The 20,905-nt window shown below is 30.8% G+C and carries 21 protein-coding genes; 20 read left to right on the top strand and 1 reads right to left on the bottom strand.

Annotated elements, in window-relative coordinates; translation table 11 throughout:
* Window positions 1–292 precede the first annotated feature (292 nt).
* The 14 genes from QLQ96_RS10240 to QLQ96_RS10175 all read left to right on the top strand — a co-directional run bounded on the left by QLQ96_RS10240 (window position 293) and on the right by QLQ96_RS10175 (window position 13,893).
* The gene (locus tag QLQ96_RS10240) at window positions 293–487 is read left to right on the top strand and encodes a hypothetical protein (RefSeq protein WP_482496565.1); all 195 of its coding nucleotides are present in this window, start codon (window positions 293–295) and stop codon (window positions 485–487) included.
* 432 nt (window positions 488–919) lie between these two features.
* A complete protein-coding gene (locus QLQ96_RS10235) occupies window positions 920–1,270 on the top strand; it encodes a hypothetical protein (RefSeq protein ID WP_482496564.1) in 351 nt (116 codons plus the stop codon).
* Window positions 1,271–1,775: 505 nt separating this feature from the next.
* Window positions 1,776–1,967 (top strand): hypothetical protein, encoded by a 192-nt coding sequence (locus QLQ96_RS10230; protein ID WP_482496563.1) that lies wholly within the window; start codon window positions 1,776–1,778, stop codon window positions 1,965–1,967.
* A gap of 452 nt (window positions 1,968–2,419) precedes the next feature.
* Window positions 2,420–5,875, top strand: a complete 3,456-nt coding sequence (locus QLQ96_RS10225; protein WP_482496562.1) for a hypothetical protein — start codon at window positions 2,420–2,422, stop codon at window positions 5,873–5,875.
* A 573-nt stretch (window positions 5,876–6,448) separates the two neighbouring features.
* Complete coding sequence (locus QLQ96_RS10220) at window positions 6,449–6,643, top strand: hypothetical protein (protein ID WP_482496561.1); 195 nt, start codon at window positions 6,449–6,451, stop codon at window positions 6,641–6,643.
* Between the two features lie 19 nt (window positions 6,644–6,662).
* Window positions 6,663–7,133, top strand: coding sequence for a hypothetical protein (locus tag QLQ96_RS10215; protein ID WP_482496560.1), 471 nt, complete (start codon window positions 6,663–6,665; stop codon window positions 7,131–7,133).
* A 20-nt stretch (window positions 7,134–7,153) separates the two neighbouring features.
* Window positions 7,154–7,711 (top strand): DUF6046 domain-containing protein, encoded by a 558-nt coding sequence (locus tag QLQ96_RS10210; RefSeq protein ID WP_482496559.1) that lies wholly within the window; start codon window positions 7,154–7,156, stop codon window positions 7,709–7,711.
* Window positions 7,704–9,005, top strand: coding sequence for a hypothetical protein (locus QLQ96_RS10205; protein ID WP_482496558.1), 1,302 nt, complete (start codon window positions 7,704–7,706; stop codon window positions 9,003–9,005). The genes QLQ96_RS10210 and QLQ96_RS10205 overlap by 8 nt, the downstream gene beginning before the upstream one ends.
* 10 nt (window positions 9,006–9,015) lie before the next feature.
* Window positions 9,016–10,014: a hypothetical protein gene (locus QLQ96_RS10200; protein WP_482496557.1), complete on the top strand. Its 999-nt coding sequence runs from the start codon at window positions 9,016–9,018 to the stop codon at window positions 10,012–10,014.
* Between the two features lie 2 nt (window positions 10,015–10,016).
* On the top strand, window positions 10,017–10,646 hold the full coding sequence (locus tag QLQ96_RS10195; protein ID WP_482496556.1) for a DUF4280 domain-containing protein: 630 nt from the start codon (window positions 10,017–10,019) through the stop codon (window positions 10,644–10,646).
* A 9-nt stretch (window positions 10,647–10,655) separates the two neighbouring features.
* Window positions 10,656–11,615: a hypothetical protein gene (locus tag QLQ96_RS10190; RefSeq protein ID WP_482496555.1), complete on the top strand. Its 960-nt coding sequence runs from the start codon at window positions 10,656–10,658 to the stop codon at window positions 11,613–11,615.
* Between the two features lie 7 nt (window positions 11,616–11,622).
* Entirely contained in the window at window positions 11,623–12,327 is a 705-nt protein-coding gene (locus QLQ96_RS10185) for a hypothetical protein (RefSeq protein ID WP_482496554.1), read from the top strand.
* A gap of 40 nt (window positions 12,328–12,367) precedes the next feature.
* Window positions 12,368–13,075 (top strand): hypothetical protein, encoded by a 708-nt coding sequence (locus QLQ96_RS10180; protein WP_482496553.1) that lies wholly within the window; start codon window positions 12,368–12,370, stop codon window positions 13,073–13,075.
* Window positions 13,076–13,110: 35 nt separating this feature from the next.
* On the top strand, window positions 13,111–13,893 hold the full coding sequence (locus QLQ96_RS10175; protein ID WP_482496552.1) for a hypothetical protein: 783 nt from the start codon (window positions 13,111–13,113) through the stop codon (window positions 13,891–13,893).
* A 97-nt stretch (window positions 13,894–13,990) separates the two neighbouring features.
* Here QLQ96_RS10175 and QLQ96_RS10170 read toward each other — a convergent pair whose 3' ends face one another.
* Window positions 13,991–14,791 (bottom strand): XRE family transcriptional regulator, encoded by an 801-nt coding sequence (locus QLQ96_RS10170; RefSeq protein WP_482496551.1) that lies wholly within the window; start codon window positions 14,789–14,791, stop codon window positions 13,991–13,993.
* Window positions 14,792–15,074: 283 nt separating this feature from the next.
* Between QLQ96_RS10170 and QLQ96_RS10165 the strand changes: the two genes are divergently transcribed.
* From QLQ96_RS10165 to QLQ96_RS10140, 6 genes are all read left to right on the top strand, one after another.
* Window positions 15,075–15,641: a hypothetical protein gene (locus QLQ96_RS10165; protein WP_482496550.1), complete on the top strand. Its 567-nt coding sequence runs from the start codon at window positions 15,075–15,077 to the stop codon at window positions 15,639–15,641.
* 74 nt (window positions 15,642–15,715) lie between these two features.
* Complete coding sequence (locus tag QLQ96_RS10160; protein ID WP_482496549.1) at window positions 15,716–15,895, top strand: hypothetical protein; 180 nt, start codon at window positions 15,716–15,718, stop codon at window positions 15,893–15,895.
* A gap of 305 nt (window positions 15,896–16,200) precedes the next feature.
* The gene (locus QLQ96_RS10155) at window positions 16,201–17,529 is read left to right on the top strand and encodes a DUF2586 domain-containing protein (RefSeq protein WP_482496548.1); all 1,329 of its coding nucleotides are present in this window, start codon (window positions 16,201–16,203) and stop codon (window positions 17,527–17,529) included.
* Between the two features lie 102 nt (window positions 17,530–17,631).
* Entirely contained in the window at window positions 17,632–18,057 is a 426-nt protein-coding gene (locus tag QLQ96_RS10150; protein WP_008461938.1) for a hypothetical protein, read from the top strand.
* Between the two features lie 244 nt (window positions 18,058–18,301).
* The gene (locus QLQ96_RS10145; RefSeq protein ID WP_482496547.1) at window positions 18,302–18,646 is read left to right on the top strand and encodes a hypothetical protein; all 345 of its coding nucleotides are present in this window, start codon (window positions 18,302–18,304) and stop codon (window positions 18,644–18,646) included.
* A 36-nt stretch (window positions 18,647–18,682) separates the two neighbouring features.
* Window positions 18,683–20,905, top strand: a complete 2,223-nt coding sequence (locus tag QLQ96_RS10140; RefSeq protein ID WP_482496546.1) for a nucleic acid/nucleotide deaminase domain-containing protein — start codon at window positions 18,683–18,685, stop codon at window positions 20,903–20,905.

Genomic DNA, 20,905 nt, shown 5'->3' with positions numbered 1-20,905 from the left:
TTAAATCCGCCAGCAACAGGAACATATTTCCTTCTTGCTGGCGATTTTTATTATCTTCAAATCATAGAGTGATCTTAATGTAATTAACCGTAAAATAAAGATAACTAAACATCACTTTTATTCTACTGAAACTACCGAAAAACGAGGTTGTTTTTTTCGTTTTTTACTACTCTTCTAATCTACTTTTACATCCTCAAATTTTAACAGCATTACTTTTTAAGGTTCTGAATCTTCTTCATGCTTCAAGAACAAATCATTAAGCAATTAATTATAATTCAAAAATTAAACTTTTATGAACAAGCAAAAAATTACAATTATTCTAAGCGCATTAATCGTATTAACAGGTTTTATCGATACGAAATTTGATCTTTTACAAGACGCCGGATTATCATTACTAACAATTAACAGAATCAAATTAGTCGGTTTGGTCATTTCTGCCATTCTACCGACTGTAACTCAATTTTATGAAAATAAAGCTAATCAATAAAGCCTTTTCATAAAAAACAAAACTAAATAGGATCAGATCCTGACTCAGCAATTACACCACAAAACACTGAAAAAAAAACAAGTGGAAGTAGAATAATTTTCGACTGAAACCACTGAAAGCTTGAGCTTTACTTTCTTTTTTTGTTTTTTTACATCTTATTTTTGCATTCTCAAATTTTACCACTTACGCTTCATACCAAGTAAAATTTGACTCCCCACATTTTATTATCTAATAAACAATTTAATCCTAATACAATTATGGCAACAAACATCAACACGATTTTGGGCTGGTTTAAGACTGGCAGTAAACCTACTCAATCACAATTTTGGTCTTCATTCCAAAGTTTTTGACACAAAGACTAAAAAATACCACAAAACAACATTAACAATTTATCAGAATTTACAAAAACAACCTTTTAATTAGATTAAAATCATGGCAATACAATCATTAAATACCATTAAAAATTGGTTTAGAACCAGCTTAAAGCCTTCACAAGAACAATTCTGGGACACTTGGGATTCGTTTAGACATAAATATGAAAAAATTCCGGTACGAGATATTGAAGACATTGAACAATTAGTAAACGGACAAAAAATTATCCCATCTGGGCAGTTTTTAATTTTTAAAGTTGCTCCCAATACAGCCGATGAATTAGAAATTGGGGATAGCGTAATTGGTTATTGTCAAGGTAATTTTCTTGCAGAAGCAACTTATTACGGTGGAGATACAAGTTTGATGAGCAGTTTTACTAACCTGAATGACATAGTGGGAAAAATCATATAATTTAATTATAACTGCACGTACGGCGATACAACTACTTATGAACTTAATGATGAAATACTCTTAAGGTCTTATACCTGCAGTGCATATAATGGAATTTTTCTCAAATACAAAATACCTAGCGAATCTGAATTCTCAAATATTTGGCCTAGTGGCTACTATCCGCAATCATGGGTAACTTGATCAAAATTTACTTCAGGCACGATCATTAAATTAGCAGATGACCTTGGCGATTTCGATGACTCGAAAGAATTTATAATTCCTTAGAAAAAAACTTTTTTTCAGTTATCGTAAAAATTTTCAAACAATTTAGAGTATTAATATTTACCAAAGTCTAATAAATGAAAAATACCGTTTCTAAAGAAATCTAACAATGTATCAATAAATCATTAAAGCTAAAATCTACTCCAAAAACGAAATTTCCAAATTAATATAAGTGTAATAGTTTACAGGAAAGAATAGATAAAAACTACAAGAAATATCTCAAAAAAAACTACAAATTAATTATATGAACAAATCAAAAATTACAGTAATCATAAGCTTATTAATTGTTTTAACAGGCTTAATTGACACAAAATTAGATCTTTTGCAAGATGCTGGTTTGTCATTGATAACAATCAATAGAATCAAATTGATCGGTTTATTTTTGTCAGCTACATTATCAAGCATTAGTCCATTATTTTCTAAAGACGAAATTTAAAAGAATTCTATAGCGAAATAAATACGTCTCGATAATCAAAACAATTAATAGAAATATCCGAGAGTCATTAGGAAAATATAATTCATCTAATACTTTTGGGAATTTTATAAACATTTAAAACTAAATTATCCATTTATTTTCACTGAAACTACCGAAAACTGAGGTCTCTTTTTTCCTTTTTAAGTGCTGTTCTAATCTACTTTTACACCCTCAAATTTTAATTGCAATATTGTTTTATGCAATACAGATCTACTCTCTATTCTTAAATGCATTTCCAAAGCAATATATTATTTATCCACTTACACCAAATACCACAATGAATTATTTATTATCAAAAGGCATTAGAACAATGCCTAAAATCCCAGATAAAAGCCATTTAAAAAATCTTTTAAATCTAAAAACAACCTCCTTAAAAAATCACAACAACAACAAATCAATTAGATATTATTATCATGGCAATACAGACATTAAATACCATAAAAAACTGGTTTAAAACCAGCTTAAAACCTTCACAACAACAATTCTGGGACACTTGGGATTCGTTTAGGCATAAATTAGAGAAAGTTCCTCTAAAAGAAGTTGATGGTCTAGATGAATTACTAAATACAAAAGCAGACAAAAATTCTTTAAATAATCACATTTCAGATGTAGATGCACATGCTCCTCAGGCAAACACAGATTGGAATAGTGAATCTGGCTTTAGCCAATTACTTAACAAACCTGAATTTAAAACAATTAATGGAGAGACTTTAACAGGAACTGGAAATATTGCAATCATAAAAAATGAGGATCTCTTATGGAAAAAAGGTGCTGGAGAGAACTCAATGCAAGCAAAAGGAGGAGATAATATAGCTTCTGGAACTTTTAGTGTAGCCACAGGATTTAATAGTAAGGCAGAAGGAAGTGCTAGTCACGCTGAAGGAGATGGCGCTATTGCAAACGGCTATGCTAGTCATGCAGAAGGAAGATATCCAGTTGCTACAGGATTTGCATCGCATGCGGAAGGAGCTAATGCATTAGCAGAAGGACTAGCGAGTCATGCGGAAGGCAATAATAATCAGGCCTTAGGAAATGCCTCTCATGCTGAAGGATATTCAACAATCGCTAAGGGAAGTTATTCTCATGCCGAAGGATTAGGTACGAAAGCAAATGGACAATCTAGCCATACTGAAGGCCATAGCAATATTGCAGATGGTGACGCTAGTCATGCAGGAGGTGCGTATTCTTCAGCAAATGGAACCAACTCTTTTGTTCATGGTGAAAATTCACAGGCTAATGGAAAAAACACAGTTGTTTTTGGTAAAGATATTACAGGAGAACAAGACAATACAATTTATGTTGATAAATTAAACATAAAAACAACACCACTAGGTATATTTGACAAAAGTTTAGGTCTTGATTCAGATGGAAATGTTATTGCAGGCAACTATGACACTGATAAAACATTTCAAGAAATTATTGATTTCAGCACTTCTGATTCAAAACAAATTGCTTATTTAACTGCTACTAATGATGCTGAAATTAGAGGTGTTGGCGGTAAATACAATGAAAATCTAGAAAACTCATTTGACTCCCAATTTAATGCTTTGGGAATAACAACTACAACAGAACGATTAAATGCTGATTATTCTGGGAGACTGGGCTCTGGAATTTTTCATTCTCAAATACAAGGTGAAGGTATTAGCTTAGGGATGGACAGTGTAGACGGAGACTTTAATTCAAAAATGTTATTTGAATTCCGCGGGCTTTATTTTCGTGATTCTCAAAATGGGGAAAATCAACACCTTACTATTGATTATCCGTATTTAAGAGATAGTGATGAGGATTTTTCAGTTACTATGCCTTTATCCGTAAATGGACAATATGCTGATGGAGAAGGAAATATTGATTTATCAAATAGCTTTTCAGGAACTCCAAATGTTGTTCCTAAATTTGGCTGGAATGGTAATGGGTTTGAAAATTCACCAATATCAATTGATAGAACTACAGCAGTTATTACATCTGGTATTTTAAATGACTCTGGTTTAAAATTTGCTGATTTAAAAAGTTCTGCTTCATACACAAAAACAATAGTTTCAACTTCTCAGTCATTTCCAAATTTAACAGCTCAAAATAAAAATAATGGAGATATTGCTATTACATATCAATCTGGAAACAAGATTGATATTCTAGATAAGAATGGAATTACTAAGTTCACAACCATTTTATCCAATACACCAGTTAGTATTGAATATGATGAAATTAATAATTTGTATTTGTCACAAGCAGATAATAATATAATCAAAATCGATGCTGATTTTAGCATAACAGAAAATTTTTTAAACAATAAAGGAAATACAACATTGTTTTTTTCAAAAGGAATAATGTTTTGTATTAATAGATCTACAGGTGCGGTAATTACAATCAATACCAATACAGGTGAAACTACCCCATATTGCAACATAAAACCTTACTCCTATTTTACTGAAGGTGATAATCACGAATTTTACTGTGCAAATAATGAAGGGGTATATAAATCAGAAGGCAATATAATGACACCGTTTTATTTAACAGAATCAATTACATTAAGCGGTATAGCCTATAAAAACGGTATTGTATTTATACTAGATTACACTAATAATAAACTGATAGGCTTAGATTCCAATGGATCTGTTATTCTTGAAGAAACTACAGGCAAATGGCCTCAGGATATTATTTTTGACAATTCAGATAATATACTTGTATATAGTAATTACTCTCCAATGTTTATATCACAATTTACTCTAATTACCCCTTCTGGAGAGTCAAAAGTTTTAGCAAACGGAGTGGGCACTAATTTTAGAGGCATATACAAGGATTCTGATAACAATTTGTATGGCGTAAGTTGGTCTAGTAGCCAATGGACAAAATTTGTTTATTCTGAAAAAAATTATCTTCTTGCTTTAGACGATCAGGGAAAAGTAATTGGATTAGATAAAAAAGATTTTAGCGAAAACATAACACTACAAAAAGCCATAGATGGCGGAAAAGATGCTGAATTTGAAGGTACTCTGGGACTAAGATCAAGAGATTCTTTTGGTAATACTTCTGAACTTATATTAGATCCTACTTTAATAAAATTACAGAATGAATTTGATAATGGAAGTTATGCTAAATTATATTGTGATACTGGTACTATCAGATTTATGCAACATGACACATACGAAAATGCATCTAACACTGTTAGTTTTGAAAAGTTAAAAACAAATTCGCACACAAGTATTCTTTTTCCTTCCAAAGAAGGCACTAACACATTAACATTAGCAACTACATCTGATTTTAAAACTATTAATGGAGAATCGATTGTTGGTACAGGAAATATATATCTATCGGACAACAACGCATTGCATAAAACTGGAAACGAATCCAAAGAGGGTGATCTTTATATATCAGGCAATCTTAGTGTATCTCAATATCTTGGTCTAACTGGAAATATTGAAATAACCGACCTAGATACATTTCCTCTTCCTCCACAAACCAATATAATTCTTGATAAAAATGGAGATCTTACAGCTAAAAACTTCATTGGTCAATCCATAATTTCTGATACAGGGCAATTTTATAATTTAATAATAGGTTCATCGACCAGCAGCGGAAACAAACTAGAGGTTAACGGAACTATTTCAACTAATGGAATCAAAATCGGGGTAGCAAATACAGAATCCTCAGATACTATATTCACCAATACTCCTGTTGGTTCACAAAGAACAATAGCTGGAAATACGATAGAAATAGCAGGAGCTACAGGAGACTATTTTTTAGAAACATTCAGATATAATGCTTCTGATTATGGAATGCAGAGAATTACATTTACATCTACAGCTTCAAGTGGTCGATTTTTCATAAGAACATTAACAGCAGGAGCTTGGTCTTCATGGATCGAAAAATAATTAATCAGCAAATGCGACAATTGATTAATCATTAAGATTTATCTTAAACTAAATTATATGAACAAAGCAAAAATCACAGCAATTATTGCTTGATAATTGTATTGACAGGCTTAATTGACACAAAATTTGATCTTTTACAAGAAGCAGGATTATCATTGATTACAATCTACAGAATCAAATTGTTTGGTTTGTTTTTATTGGCTGCGTTGTCTAGCATTGTTCCTCTATTTTCTAAACAAGAAATGTAAAAGAAATTCATAGAGATTTAAATTATTCTCTTATACAAAATATCCCAGAATCATTAGAAAAAGACAAATTCTCTAATGATTCTGGGTGTTTTTTTGATGAGTTTTTTAGCAAATTATTTTCTACTGAAACTACTGAAAACCAGTACTCAATTATTCTTTTTTCAACTTTACATACGCTACTTTTACATACTCTAATTCATCTATTAGAGCTCACAAAACAAACATAAAACATTGCATTTTAACTTTCTGAATAATTTAGAAAGTAAGGACTTCAATTGCATAAATCATTCAAATAATTATATCACCCGTTAAACAATTACCAATTATGGATTATACACCTAAAGATTTAGGCGAAGTACCTAAAATACCAGACATGACCAATTTTAAAAATCCTTTGAAACAACAATCTGGAGCAAGCATTTTTATAGAGAGCTTCAATATTACGCCTTTAACTTCAACTGAAAAAAGTGAAAGTTTGGCTGAAATCATAAAAAAAGAAAGCAAAGACAGCTGTATTTAATCTCTTAAAAAACAAAAAAATGACAGACGAAATATCCATTAAGAACCTAAAAGAAAAATACGGTAAAATTCTCAAACTTACTTCTGATGACCAATCAATAACGGTTTATTGCAAAAAGCCAACTTTCGAAATTTACCTTAATTATCAAAATTTATATAAAGACAATCCACATGAAGCGATTCTATTTTTATTTAAAGAATGTTTACTTGAGAAAGAAAATTATAATGATGAGTTCATGCTTTCTTCAGGAAACTCAATCATCGAAATAATCAAAAAAGATAGTGAATTTACAATTAATTCAACTCCGCAAAAAGATGAATTTAAAAAATCGGCAGCTCTTATTCGATATGCTTTTCAAGTCGATCCGTACAAACTTCCAATGGATGAATTTTATAAACTTCTTGAGGAAGCTCTCTGGCTCCAAAAACATAATGACAACAGAATGGAAAACACTATGATGACAGCTTTTGCTAAAACATTTTCAAATTAAAAAATAAAAACAAAATTATTATGAAATTCAATTTTAATGTAAACGAAATTTTAGAAACCAAAGGCATAGAATACAGCGGTATTAATTATAACGAATCTGAATCTAAAGATTTTATTATTGATAAAACTGGAGGTGAATTTAATCTTCGAGTTTTTGCTCCTTTGGTTTTTGAACCTCTTGTAAAGACCGATCTTAATCTTCCAAGTTTAAGAGTTGATGCCGTTACAGTGAATCTAAGTCGTTCTAAAATTATTAAAAAAGAAGGCGTTGAAGGAAGAGATTCAACAATTAAAGAACATATTACAAATGGCGACTTTAGCATTTCTATTGAAGGCCTTATTGCCAATGAAACTGGAGATGAATATCCAAAAGAAAAGCTTTTCTTATTGAAACAATTTCTCAATGCTCCGTATTCCTTACGAGTAACGCACGCCATTTTGAACCGATTTGGCATTTATGAATTAGTCATCGATTCTTATTCTATTCCTTCAATTTCTGGAACAAAAAATATTCAAAAATTTACTGCCAGTGCAACATCAGATGAAACTGTCGAACTAATAATTAGAGATAATGCTTAAACTCAATGCCAAAATTAAAGTTTACGAAACTGTAAGCCTTATCCCCTCGCCCAAGTTTTATGAATTCAATTATGTCAAAAATGTAAGCATAAACAGCTCTTATAAATCCCTTACCGATACGGCAACTATCGTAATGCCTCAAAAGGTATATACAGACACAAAAGGATTTGATCAAAGCATTTTTACGAATGCCAGCGGAGAAGAAAAAACAATTCATGATTTCTTTAAACTTGAAAATTACATCGAAATCTCTTTAGGTTACGATGGCGATTACAAACCTGCTTTTAGAGGTTACATCACAGGAGTTCAATCCGACACCAATGCTGTAATAACCTGTGAAGATGCTATGTACGCCTTTAAAAAAGTAAAAGCGGTAAAAGACAATGATGTCCAAGATAAAAAAGACAATCTAAATGTTGTTGCTGTTAATCCAGCTACAAATGTTGACGATTTTAATCCTAAAACTTTTTTTGAAAAAAGAATCAAAGAACTAAAACTACCTTTCAAAGTAAATGCTCTTGATGAAAATTTAGGAAATATTGTCGTTAGCAGAAATCATAGTTTAGCTCAAGTTTTTGAAATGTTAAAGGACAAAGGAATCTATACCTATTTTAAAACCGAAGCAACTGGTCCTGTTCTTACAATTACCAATAATCCGCAACAACATACTCCTAATGAATTATCAGGTTTTATTGATCGCAATTTTATTAAAAGTCCATTGGCTGGAACACTTGTAAAAAAACTGATTAATGAAGGACTTAACCTTCTTGCTTCTAAATTAAATAAAGCTGTTCAATCTATTGCAGGAAGTTTTACCGGAAGAGTCAATTTTAGATTTCGCCATAATATTATTGAAGATAAATTGGTCGTTGTTAACGAATCAAGTAAAAATACACGAACAAGAGTTGAAAAATATTTTAAAAATTCGAACACTCCAATTTATATTGAATTAGGAGATCCGAATGGCCAACTTTTAAAAACACATGTTTTACACAGCGATAACCAAAATCTGCCTAAAGATCCTGCAGCTTTCAAAAAGGCAACAACAGAAATTGCTTCAGAATTGTATCAATATGCCGCTTTAAGAGCAATGCAATCAAAACCAAACGGATTTGAAGGTTATATTCTGACTTTTGGAGAACCTTTTGTACGTCCAACGGATCAAGTAATTCTTGAAAATGCAAAAGACAAAGAGAAAAACGGAACTTTTCAGGTCGAAAAAGTAGAACGAAGTTTTGGAGAAAGTGGCTATAGACAAAAAATTTATTTAGGAAGAAGAGTCGAATCAGTTTAGAAATAAGGAAATGGGAAATATAAAAGATTTAATAAAAAATGTCGCAAGCGGTAATCAGAATATTGAAACTTTTGCTGCAAAAGTCATCGAAATAAATAAAGAAGAAGAATCACTTCATAATCCCGAAGATGCTTACAGCGTAAACATCATGCGAGCTGATGGCGCCATCATTAAAAATGTGCGTCTAAAAGCTTCTATTCAGGATTTGGAACAAGGAATTATTACCATTCCGAAAAAAGACAGCTGGGTTTTGGCTTCCATTATTGATGGAGTTGAAACGAGAGCTTTTATTTCGCAATATGCCGAAGTAGACCGAATAATGGGAAGAATCCAGGCTGTAAATGATCCAAAATTGTTTTTTGATTATAGTGCAGATGGAAATAAGCTTCATATTCGCTACATTAAAGCAGATAACGAAACTGAAACTAATGAGGCTAAAATTATTGATGTTGCTAAAATTGAGTTCGATAAAGATCAAAACTTTAAAATCAGCTATTTTGATGAAGATGAAAAACCTTTGGCAACTACTCATTTTACTGCTGATAGTCTTACAACGACTTTTAATTCAATTGAAAATAAAGAAACTAAAGAACGTTTAACCTTAAATGTTTCTAAAGACATCGTTTCTCTTAACTTTAAAAATAATAAAGGCAAAGAATTAAATTCTGTGCTGATAACTCCAGATAAATCTAGCTTTTTAATAAAAAACGATGACGATAAAAAACAATCATCTTTAACAATTGAAAAAAATAAAATAGCTGGTTATTTATTTGAAGAAGATGAACTTAAAAAATTATCTCTTGAATTAAACGGAGAAAGCGACAGCATACGCTTAAAAAAAGACGATCAAAATTTACTCGAACTAAAAGGCAAAACTGCTATTAACATAAAAACTGAAGGCGATCTTAATATAGAGGCAAAAAATATCAATATGAAATCTACAGAAAAGATCAATATTAATGCCTCTGGAGATACTATAATTACAGGAAATAATGTAAAAATTAACTAATTATGGCAGTAAAATATGTTTGCAACGGTGCTTTATGCATGTGTGACCAAGGTACTGCGTCTAGTACTTTAGATGTTAAATCCCAAAATACAATTTTTATCCAAGAAAAATTGATGGCAACTGAAAATGATATCACTTTTAAAAATCCTTTTGGAACTTGCAAATTAAAAAATAATAATCCATGTAGTCCCGTAATAATAACGAAATGGGAATATCCTACTGATAAAACATTTGGTGGAAACAAAAAAGTTTTATTAGAAAACTCAAAACTCGCTTGTAATGTTGGCGGAAAGATTAATATTACAAATCCTCTTCAAACAGATCCTAAAATAGTTATATTTGACAATTATTCTCCGCCAGTAGTAACGCCATTAACTAAAGAAATTATAAATGTTAACTGGAAAAATAATGATTTGGAAAATGAGATAGATTCAGCAAACATTGGTGATAAAGTAAGCCTAATTGTAGAAACAAAAAATTACAATGAAGGAGAAACAATCGTCATTGTAATAGATGAAGCAAACGGCAAGAACATTAAATCAAATACCAAACTGGTAAAATTTAGTGGAGAGGTCAATGCAGATGGTTTTGCCATTTTAAAAGAAGAAATCTCAATTGAAAATGAAAATTAGTTACTACAAATGGAAAGAATATTTAGAATAAAAGAAGTAAACGGAGATACTAGTTTTCAAGATAAGACGTTAATTGTAAATAAGAAAAAGATAAACCTCCTGATAGTTTTGGAATTGGGAGGGATGTCACAATTTAACAGGACTTATAATGATATTTGGAAATGTATTAAATTAGACAGTATAGCCGATATTGAAGCAATAAATAAATTAAATGCAGAATATGAATATAAAAACATTTGCCTTGTTCATCACGGAAATATATTTTCTGACACTTCGAAAGGCAAAAATAGCTGGGCTATTTTGTTTGCAAATAAAATTCGCGAAATAAAACAAGTACTTTCCAGATTAGATACTCCGACAGAAATTGATAATACATATGTAACTAAAGTAGTGGAAAAAGCAAAGACTCTGTATAGCAAAGACGCACCTAATGAACAAAAAATAAAAACCTGTTTAGGTTTAAAATTGTTAATAAGCAATTTGTTAGATGAAGGGGCTTTTATCTCTGTTGCATGTAAAGAAGCGGGTGATCCAGACTTTTTAATTGAACTTGGAGATTTTACGGACAAAAATATTAAGATATTTGGAAATACTAATTTCTCTCTTATAGATGATGGAACTGATTATAAATATAAAGATTACAATTTATCCTTTGATGATTATCGTTCCATTTTAAATTGTTACATAACATCTGCTTGGAAGGATAAAAATGGTTGGAAATATTATGACACTAAACTAAAAAAACTAATAATCACAAAAAAAGACCTGTGGCTTCATAGCATGGGTAAGAAAATATACACCTTGCTAGACAGAAAAAGCGAATTAACAAAAAGCCAAAGCGATAAAGAATATTATGCTCAATTATATTTTTCAAAAAACTATGAAAAGTTTTATATCAGAAATTGGGGATTGGCAAAATATAAAAAATGGAAGTCAGATACTGAAGCCATATACCCTGAACTCAAATAAAATATCTATGAAAAAGGAAACAATCTTATTTACATTAACTATCTTATTTACTTTTGCTTGCAATGCTCAGATAAAAAAACTTACTGAAGTTCGAGACATATATTGCGAAGCAAATTGTGATTTCTACCACAAACACTTAGACTATCTTTCGAAACTTCCAAGCTGGCCTCCATCTCCTCTAGAAATAAGTCATGAAAAAGACACTCTAATGCCTTTCTTCAAGATTCCGTTACAAGAAAGAAAAAAACTGTTTCCTTTTTCTAAATATGATTCAGTATATATTGTGACACCAAAATACTATTACGATAAAGAACCTCGAAATTACCTCAAGCCAAAATTTCATGACTCAAAAACTTTGGTTACAGAGGAAAAAATGAATAAAATTTCAGATATTCTTTTTAACAATTATGAAATAATACATAATAAATTTATTACCCGCAGATATTCAATAACAGGCTGTGATGGCATCGAAGATACTTATCCTAAAATTATTCTTCTTTTTGTAAAAAATGGAAAACCTAAAGATTATATCGCATTTCCTAGTCTAATATTTCGAAGAACAAGTTTTAGCGATAAAGAATTAGAAAGCTTAGATCTTTGTGCCGAAAAAGAAAAACTTATTATGGAAATGTTTGGCGTAAATTTAGAAGAACCTTATGGAGACATGATAGAAAGGGATGAAGATGGCATATTAAATGATGAGTATAAATAAAATCTTAAATTATAAGCCTTTGAATAATCAAAAATAAATTATGGAATTAAAAAAAATAACAATTCTCATTTTTTCATTACTATTATCTCCAATATTTGGACAACAAAAGAAATTAATAGAATTACGCGATATTCATTGTGAAACCAACTGTGAATTGTATCACGAAAATCTAAACTTCCGTAAATCACTATTAAATAAACCACCTACCCCTTTTTTTGGTACCTATAATGATACACTTGTCGCATTTTTCAAGATCCCATTAGATGAAAGAAGAAAAATATTTCCTTTTTCTAAATATGATACTGTATATGTTGTAACACCAAAATATTATGAAGATAAAGAACCACGAAATTATATTAAACCAAAATTTCATGATTCAAAAAACTTGGTTACAAAAGAACAATTAGATAAAATTTCTGATATCTTTTTTAATTACTATGAAATTAAAGACAATAATATCGTCGAATTAAAATATAAAATAACAAGCTGTGATGGCATCGAAGATACTTATCCTAAAATTATTCTTCTTTTTGTAAAAAATGGAAAACCTAAAGATTATATCGCATTTCCTAGTCAAATATTTCGAAGAACAAGTTTTAGCGATAAAGAATTAGAAGGCTTAGATCTTTCTGCCGAAAAAGAAAAACTGATTATGGAAATGTTTGGCGTAAATTTAGAAGAACCTTATGGAGACATGATAGAAAGGGATGAAGATGGCATATTAAATGATGAGTATAAAGAAAATTAAAATCTACCATCATAAAACAGTTTTAAAAGTCACAAATGAAAAAATCGCTTTCTTTGATATCTACTTTTTTAATTCTCTTATCCTGTAACAAGGATAAAAAAGACTTAAAAATAGAGTTATTAACTAATGAAATAATTTGTATAGACGACTTAAGCAGATATGATTTTATCGAAACTCGTTATCAGCCAAATAAAGAATACGATAGTTTATCAAAAAATATCTTGCACTACAAGATAACTAACAATTCTGATAAAAAATATTTCATCATGTTTAATGAAAATTCTATCGGAACATTAGAAAGAGATTTATATCGTGAAGCTTTAGGAAAAAAAGACTTTTCTCCATTAAATTCATTAGATTTTACTTTGTATAAAAATGATTCAGTATTAGATGGTCGTTCTACAAAAGCAGAAATGGGAAACTGTGTTTCTCCGGGTTTTGAAATCCAACAAAGAGAAGCTCTTATTGACAACTTTCTTAAACAGAATAAACTTGACAGAAATTACACTCTTAAAGAAATTGGTTTACTAGATGGATCTTTACAAAGTTTTATACTCTATCCTCGACAAACTAAATATTTTACCTCAACAATTAATTTGCCTTATAGAGACGACCAAAGATGGTTTTCAAATACAGACAAGCTAAAACCAAATCAGGGATCAATTTCTTTAAAGAATGATTCTATATTCACAAAATCTAAAATAACTGAAGATCAGAAAAAAGAAATTAAAGAAAATGGATATGTTTTGTTTGATGGCAAAATATATTCAAATAGAGTTCCTGTCAAACTAGTGCACTTGAGAGGGAAAATAAAATAGAAAAACATTAAAAACCGTTTAACAAATAAAAAAGAGAAAGCCTTAACAAATAAGGCTTTCTCTTTTTTATTATATTATACATCTAACTTTTACTGTATTAATTCAATTTCTTTTTTAAACTTTCTTCCAATTCATAATACTTACTTTCCAGAGCATGGAGCTTTTCATAAATATTAATTGGATCGGGCATTTGTCTGGAAGCGTACATACTTGCGTACCAAACTTCTAGAATATCTTCAGCATAAATAGAATACATTGGATAATTTCCATCTCGGTTGTCTGATTTCAGAATTAATTTTCCGCTTTCTCTAATTCTGTTTAAAACCCTTTTTACCACTACTCCATCATTCTTGCTGACAATTACATAAATTCTTCCATCAAGAATATCATCGAAATTATCTACATATTTTCCGAAAAGGTAATCTCCGTCATGTATTGTGGTAGACATTGAATTTCCCTTAATTTCAAAACATCTGTAGGTACCATTTTTAAGCATCGGCATACTAAAAGAAGGAAGACTTTCCATGTATTCCGGATCGGCGTAACCATCCAAATATCCTGCTCTGGCTTTTACTCCCACAAAATTGATATTCTCATCTCCTTCTTCATTTACGGTTATAATTTTTGGCACATGCAAACTAACCGCATTATTTGATTTGTTAGAAAAAATTTCTTCACTGTCTCCAAAAAAATATTCTGGATTTACTTGACAATGTGTAATAATACTTTGAAGCAGATCAAAACCTGGTTTGGTTCTTTTTCTTTCTCCATCGACTTGTAATCTTCCAATCGTGATACTATCTATAGTTGTACTTGTAACTCCAATTAACTTTGCAAATGAGTTATTGTTCAACTTCATTTCGTCTATAATACGTTTAATTTTATCATGTATTTCCATGTTGCAGCTCGTTTATAACATTATGTAATATGTTTTACTTAAAGCTAAACTTCAAGTATATGTTGCAAAACTACACAATATATGGTTAATAATCACAATATTAAGTAAAATATTTCACAAATATCTGATTATCAATACTTAAATTTGAACAAAAATATGATTTATCATACACATTAGCACTCAAACAGTTAAATCATATTACTGAAATTACTGCATATTTACACGTAATATGTTTGCAAATATAAAACATATGTTTTATATTTGCTTAAAAATAATCCAACATATGATTTTAAAAGAATTTTATAACGAAAAGCAAAACGCCATCTATAGAGAGTTTTATTCAGATGCGTTAACAGTTCGCTTATTTAGTGATGCTGTTTTTAAAAATCCAATTGAAAAACCAGTAATAATGTTTAAGTATGACAATATATCTTGGGAAACTTCATCTGAAAAAAGCTATAAGGCTGACGTCACTTTTTGCATTTACATTGTAATGCCAAATGAAATTACAACTAATTACGAAGAAGTCTTTCAAATTGCTCAGCGTATTGATAAATCTGTATTGTCAGCAAACAACGATAACACACTTATTGATACTAATTCGATTTTTAAAGTAAAAGAAAAACAATGTGTCAATGAATATGATTATTGGGCCAAAAATGATTATTTAATCTGGGAAGTCACCTATAAAACCACTTTAATCGAAAACAACTTAAAAAAGAAATACATTCTTTTCAATAATGGATTAAGCAACGATGAATTGGAAGAGCTTGGATATAATTTAGCTTCAGGAATAATCGAAATAAATCCGAATCAAGTGGAAGGAAATGTTGATCTAAGCAAAGCATAATCTGAAAGAACTGCAGCACAACTTTACAACGCGATTTAAAACAAAAAAAAGCATACATTCTAAACCGAAAAATCATGAAAAGAAGCAGAACATTATTAGACAAAAGGAGAGATTATGTTATGAACTATATTAACACTAATCAAGCCAAACAAATGAAAGTTGTAGTTGCAGAACTTTCAGACACTTTATTCCTTACAGAACGCACAATTTACACTATTATCAACGAAGGACTTACCACAGAAGCCAAAGCTTAAAAAACTGAAACTACTGGCTTTACAACCTCAAAAAATTGGAAAAACAAGTATTCGTCCTTAAATTTGTTCTCACAAACAAAAGATAATTTTTACCGCATTTTTCTAAGGTAAAATCGACCTAAAGAACCTCACATAAAAAAGGTTCGAAACTAAAATCCAACAACTTTGGATTAAGAATTACAATCACATTTTCAAGCCATAACTATTCATATTAACAAGTTTAACTACTTGCTATAGCCACACTTTTGCTTTTTTTTCGAGCAAAACCAAAAACACATTTTTAAACATTTAAAACAATTTATATTATGAGTACATTAAACGATGTAGTAATTACCAAATTATCAGGCGGATTAGGAAGAAGAAGCCCAGAACAAGATATGGTTTCGGGGTTACTTTTTAGCGGTGAAGAAACTTCAGATCTAAAATTCGACAAAATCAAGCGTTTGGCTTCTTTAGAAGATGCTGAAGCTCTTGGCATCACAGAAAGTTACGACATTAACGGACAATCGGCTTATTACCAAATTCAGCAGTTTTTCAGAATGAATCCTTCTGGCGATTTATATGTTATGCTTGTAGACGCAGCATCTTATGCTGATACAGTAAAAAAAGCAATGGATATGCAGCAAGAAGCAAATGGAAACATTCGCCAAATGGCAGTAATCTGCTCAAAAGCTACAACATTTGCTCAAACTAAAGTTGCAGTTGGTATTGCTCAAGAACAGGCAGATCTTGCATATGTAGATTATATGCCTTTTGAAATCATCTTAGAAGGAAAAGGTTTTGATACTGCAACAGAAGCAACTTCATCATCATTAGTCGGTACAAGCTCAAATGTATCTGTTGTAGTTGCTATGGATGTTGAAAAAGCATTCGAACAAAAATTAATTCAAAAAGATACCAACAAAGCTTATACATTGACTTCAAATGAAGAAGTAGTTCCTGCACAAAGCGGAACAGGTGTCTACAATGTAAAAGATGCCAATGGTTTACTAAAAAAAGAAAATGAGGTTGTTCTTGAATTTATTTTTAAAGAATCATACACTAATACTGCAGCAGTAGGTTTGGCTTTAGGAGCTTTATCTAAAGCAAAGGTATCTGAAAACATTGCTTGGATTGAAAAATTCAATCTTACTGGCAATGGTTTCGCTAAACCAGGTTTTGTTGGTGGAAAAGAAATTAAATCTCTTGGAGATTTGAGAATTCTAAATGAGAAAAGATACATTTTTACACAAACACACACAGGTCTTGCCGGTGTTTATTTTAACGATAGCCACACTTGTACAACAGGAACTTCTGATTACGCTTACATCGAAAATAACCGTACTATAAATAAAGCAACTCGTTTGTTACGCACTGCTTTATTGCCAAAATTGGCTTCTCCGGTTTTAGTAGACATTGACGGAAAATTGCCTCAATCTGTATCTAAAAGTTTCGAAGATTTATGCAGAAATGCTTTAGAAGGAATGATTGCTAATCAGGAAGTATCTGCTTTCGATGTTTATGTAGATCCTAAACAAAACATTCTAGCAACTTCTGAATTAAAAGTAAAAGCTGAAATCACGCCAGTTGGAACTGCTCGTAAAATTATGGTTGATCTTGGATTCAAAAATCCTTTTGGAATCGACAAAGCATAATTTTTACAATTAGAGTTTCTCAAAATTAAAATTCAAACCGACATCTAAAAGTGATAGCCACTAGACGTTATCAAAAACATTAAAACAAACAAAAGCTACACTATGAATAAATTGCCATTAATTAACGGACAACAACACAGCTGGTCATCAATTGAAGTAAGTATTGCAGGTAACATTGTTACTGGTATTACAGCTGTAAACTACAGCGATTCAGTTTCTAAAGAAAACCATTATGGAGCTGGAGATATGCCAGTACACAGAGGTAGAGGAAAATATGAAGCAAAAGCTTCGATCACTTTATACAATTACGAAGTTGAAGCGATCTTGGCTGCTTTACCAAAAGGACAAAGATTACAAGACATTAACCCTTTTAGCATCATTGTAAGCTATTTAGATGATAGCAATGAAGTAATTACACATACTGTAAGAAACTGCGAATTCAACTCAAACAGTAGAGGAATCAGCCAGGGAGATACTAAAATTGCTGTTTCTTTCGACTTAATCTGTTCTCACATTGAGTGGAACTAATCTACTAAAATACTTCCTTAAACTATAAAACAGTTTAAAAACCGACTCAAAAGAGAAAACCAAATCTCATTGCGTTACGCAAAAAAGAAGTTCTGAGCAACATGATTTTTGCAAGCAAACTATTTTATCTGCTCTTTTAGCAGTTCGTTTAAAACTGTTTAATTTCTTCAGAAGGCTGCCCTGAGCATTTCGTCCTGAAATACAGCTCAGGCAGCCTATTTTTTAAATAAAATCCATTTTCAACATGAAAAAAACAGCTCCAGAGAAAGCCGAAGTTCTTGACGGAAATATTACTCAAGCGCAATTAAATCAATGGAAATACAAACATAAAAAAGTAGTCAAACTCACCATCAAAGATGATGACGACACTACTCTTTTTGCCTATTTCAAAAAACCAGACATCAGCATTCGTTCGGCTGTATTACAAGCTTCAAAAATGGATGAATTTAAAGCGCTTGAAGTCCTTTTTAAAAATTGTTATCTAGGCGGTGATGGCAAAATTGAACAAGAAGACGATTTACGCCTTAACATTACCACTGCATTTTCAGACCATATTCAGCCAAAACCTGTAAAAGTAGAAATTCTTTAAAAGCCTCTTTTATCCCTTTCTGTAAAAACCAAAATCATGATTATTAAAAACCATAACATCGAACTAAATGACACCAGCGCTTCTGAAATGGCAAGGTTTAGACAAATTATGCTCAACATTTGGCGACAGCAGATTGAGGATGATAGGAATGCTAAAGAAATGCATGATGCTTTAAGAAATTCACTAATTAATACTAACACATATTCTATTTTTATCACAGATGTTATAGAATGCATTAAAAAGAACATAGGGCAAGTCTATACAAAAATGCTTTTCAGTGATTTTATAGGGCTCCCAAATAGCACTCCTGAGAAAACGGGAATTATGAATTATAATGATAGTCAAGGAGCACAAAAAACAGGCGCAATAGATTTAGAGTGGAACTACTTTTTAGGACTAAATCTAATTGCAAAAACTTTTAAACCCAACATAAAAATCGGAAAATATCATACTGAATTTACTTTAGCAATTTTTGATCATAATCTTGAAAAAATTGCTTTCAAATTTACAGTTTTCGATTTTGACCTCTTCCTTACCTTACTAGAATCATTAGGAGTTGAAATTACAAGTGATGACCAAATCATTATTAATTTGTATCGAAAAAAGATAAAAGAAGCCAAAAACAATCCAAATAAATTAGATGTAATTTATGAATCACTGCCAAAGATTTTATTTGGACAAATGGATAGCGATGATGAGTTATACGATCATCTTAATCTTATTTTAAAAAGCAATTCTCTATTTGAAGGAATTGTAACACCTACAAACCTTGATACAAATGAAGACAAAGCTATTTTACAAATTCTGTACGCAATAAAAGACAGACAGCGTTTATATATAAAACTTCGAAATACTAATTTATTATACGGAATCTATTCAACGCTTCATGGCGAAGAAGTACAGGATTTACTGCGTTTCTTAACTCGTTTGGTTGAAGAATTTGACAATACAAAACCAACAGATACTGTATATTTTGACAACAGTTATTATTTATTTAGAGATACTCATATAAAAACATTCTGGTCAGGAGAGAACATTTTAATTGATAATTGCAGAAAGACAGATAAGACTGAAAAAATTGGAAAAGCAAAAGTTTCGGTTAGTGCAAAAGAACTTGATAGAATAAATCCTGCTGGAGTCTACGAAGTACCAGTTTTTGAACATTATATTGATTGGAAACCTTTTAACCCACTAGCAAAACTAAATTTCGGAACAAAATTAGGCAAATCAGGTGAACAAACAGGGGATGAAAACACTTTTGTTATTGCTTTAAAACTGCACGATATGGCAACTAAACAATCAAACTGGGATCTGTTTAATATTGCTACAGATTTATTGAGTTTTATATCTGCTGTTGGAGCTTTACGCGTTGTATTGGCAAAAGGTGCTCCAATAGCTTTTAGAGGTTTAGCTGGACTTACTTTAGCAAAAGATGCAACACATTATGTCATATTAAGTAACGAAACTTTAGAAAAATGGCATGAAAACGGTTATGGATGGCTGGCTAATCTTTGGATTGCATTTAGTGTTACCGTAGATCTTGCCTCTTTAGGATTACCCAATTTATCTAAAATCGCTAGAGAAGGGAATTCTGCTACTGAACTTGCAAAAACGGGAGAAGACGCAAAAAAAATAAAAAAGGTTACTGATGAAGCAAATAGACTTGTAAAAGCAGAAACAGGGAAGGATGTTTCTAAGATGTCTGAGAAAGAATTTGAAAAATTTTTAAAAGAGAAGCAAAAGGGTGATCCCGAACAGTACGCAGAATTTATTGATACTCCTGAAAATATTTCAATAAAGAAAGGAATATTAGAAACTAAATTTACAGAAATTCCTTTAGGAGAATCAAAAATGAGTAAATTAGCCATTACACATCGTAAAACTTTAGAAGTTCCGAGACATGCAGGAAATGTAGCTGTTTTTGAATTTATTGATAATAATAGCATAACACAATATAAACCTTTTTCTACAGAAATGAATATTAATACACATGCAGAGATGTTAGGAATGAAATGGTTAAGTGATAATAAAATCCCTTTTGAAAATGTAAAAAAGATATATTCAGAATTAGAACCATGTAGTTTAGGACAATCTAACTGTAAAAAAGTTTTAGAAGAACATTTTCCACATATAGAAGTTGAGTATAGTTATAAATACAAAGGAACAGGTGGAATTGAAGATACCCCGGAAATAAATTTGTCTAGGAAAATTTCAAGAGAACAAAGGCAAGAAGACTTACGCAAATTAATTAAAGATTAA

The organism is Flavobacterium sp. B167r (assembly GCF_056824315.1).
Note: the sequence above shows the minus strand (reverse complement) of the source record. Positions and strands in the feature narration are given on the sequence as shown.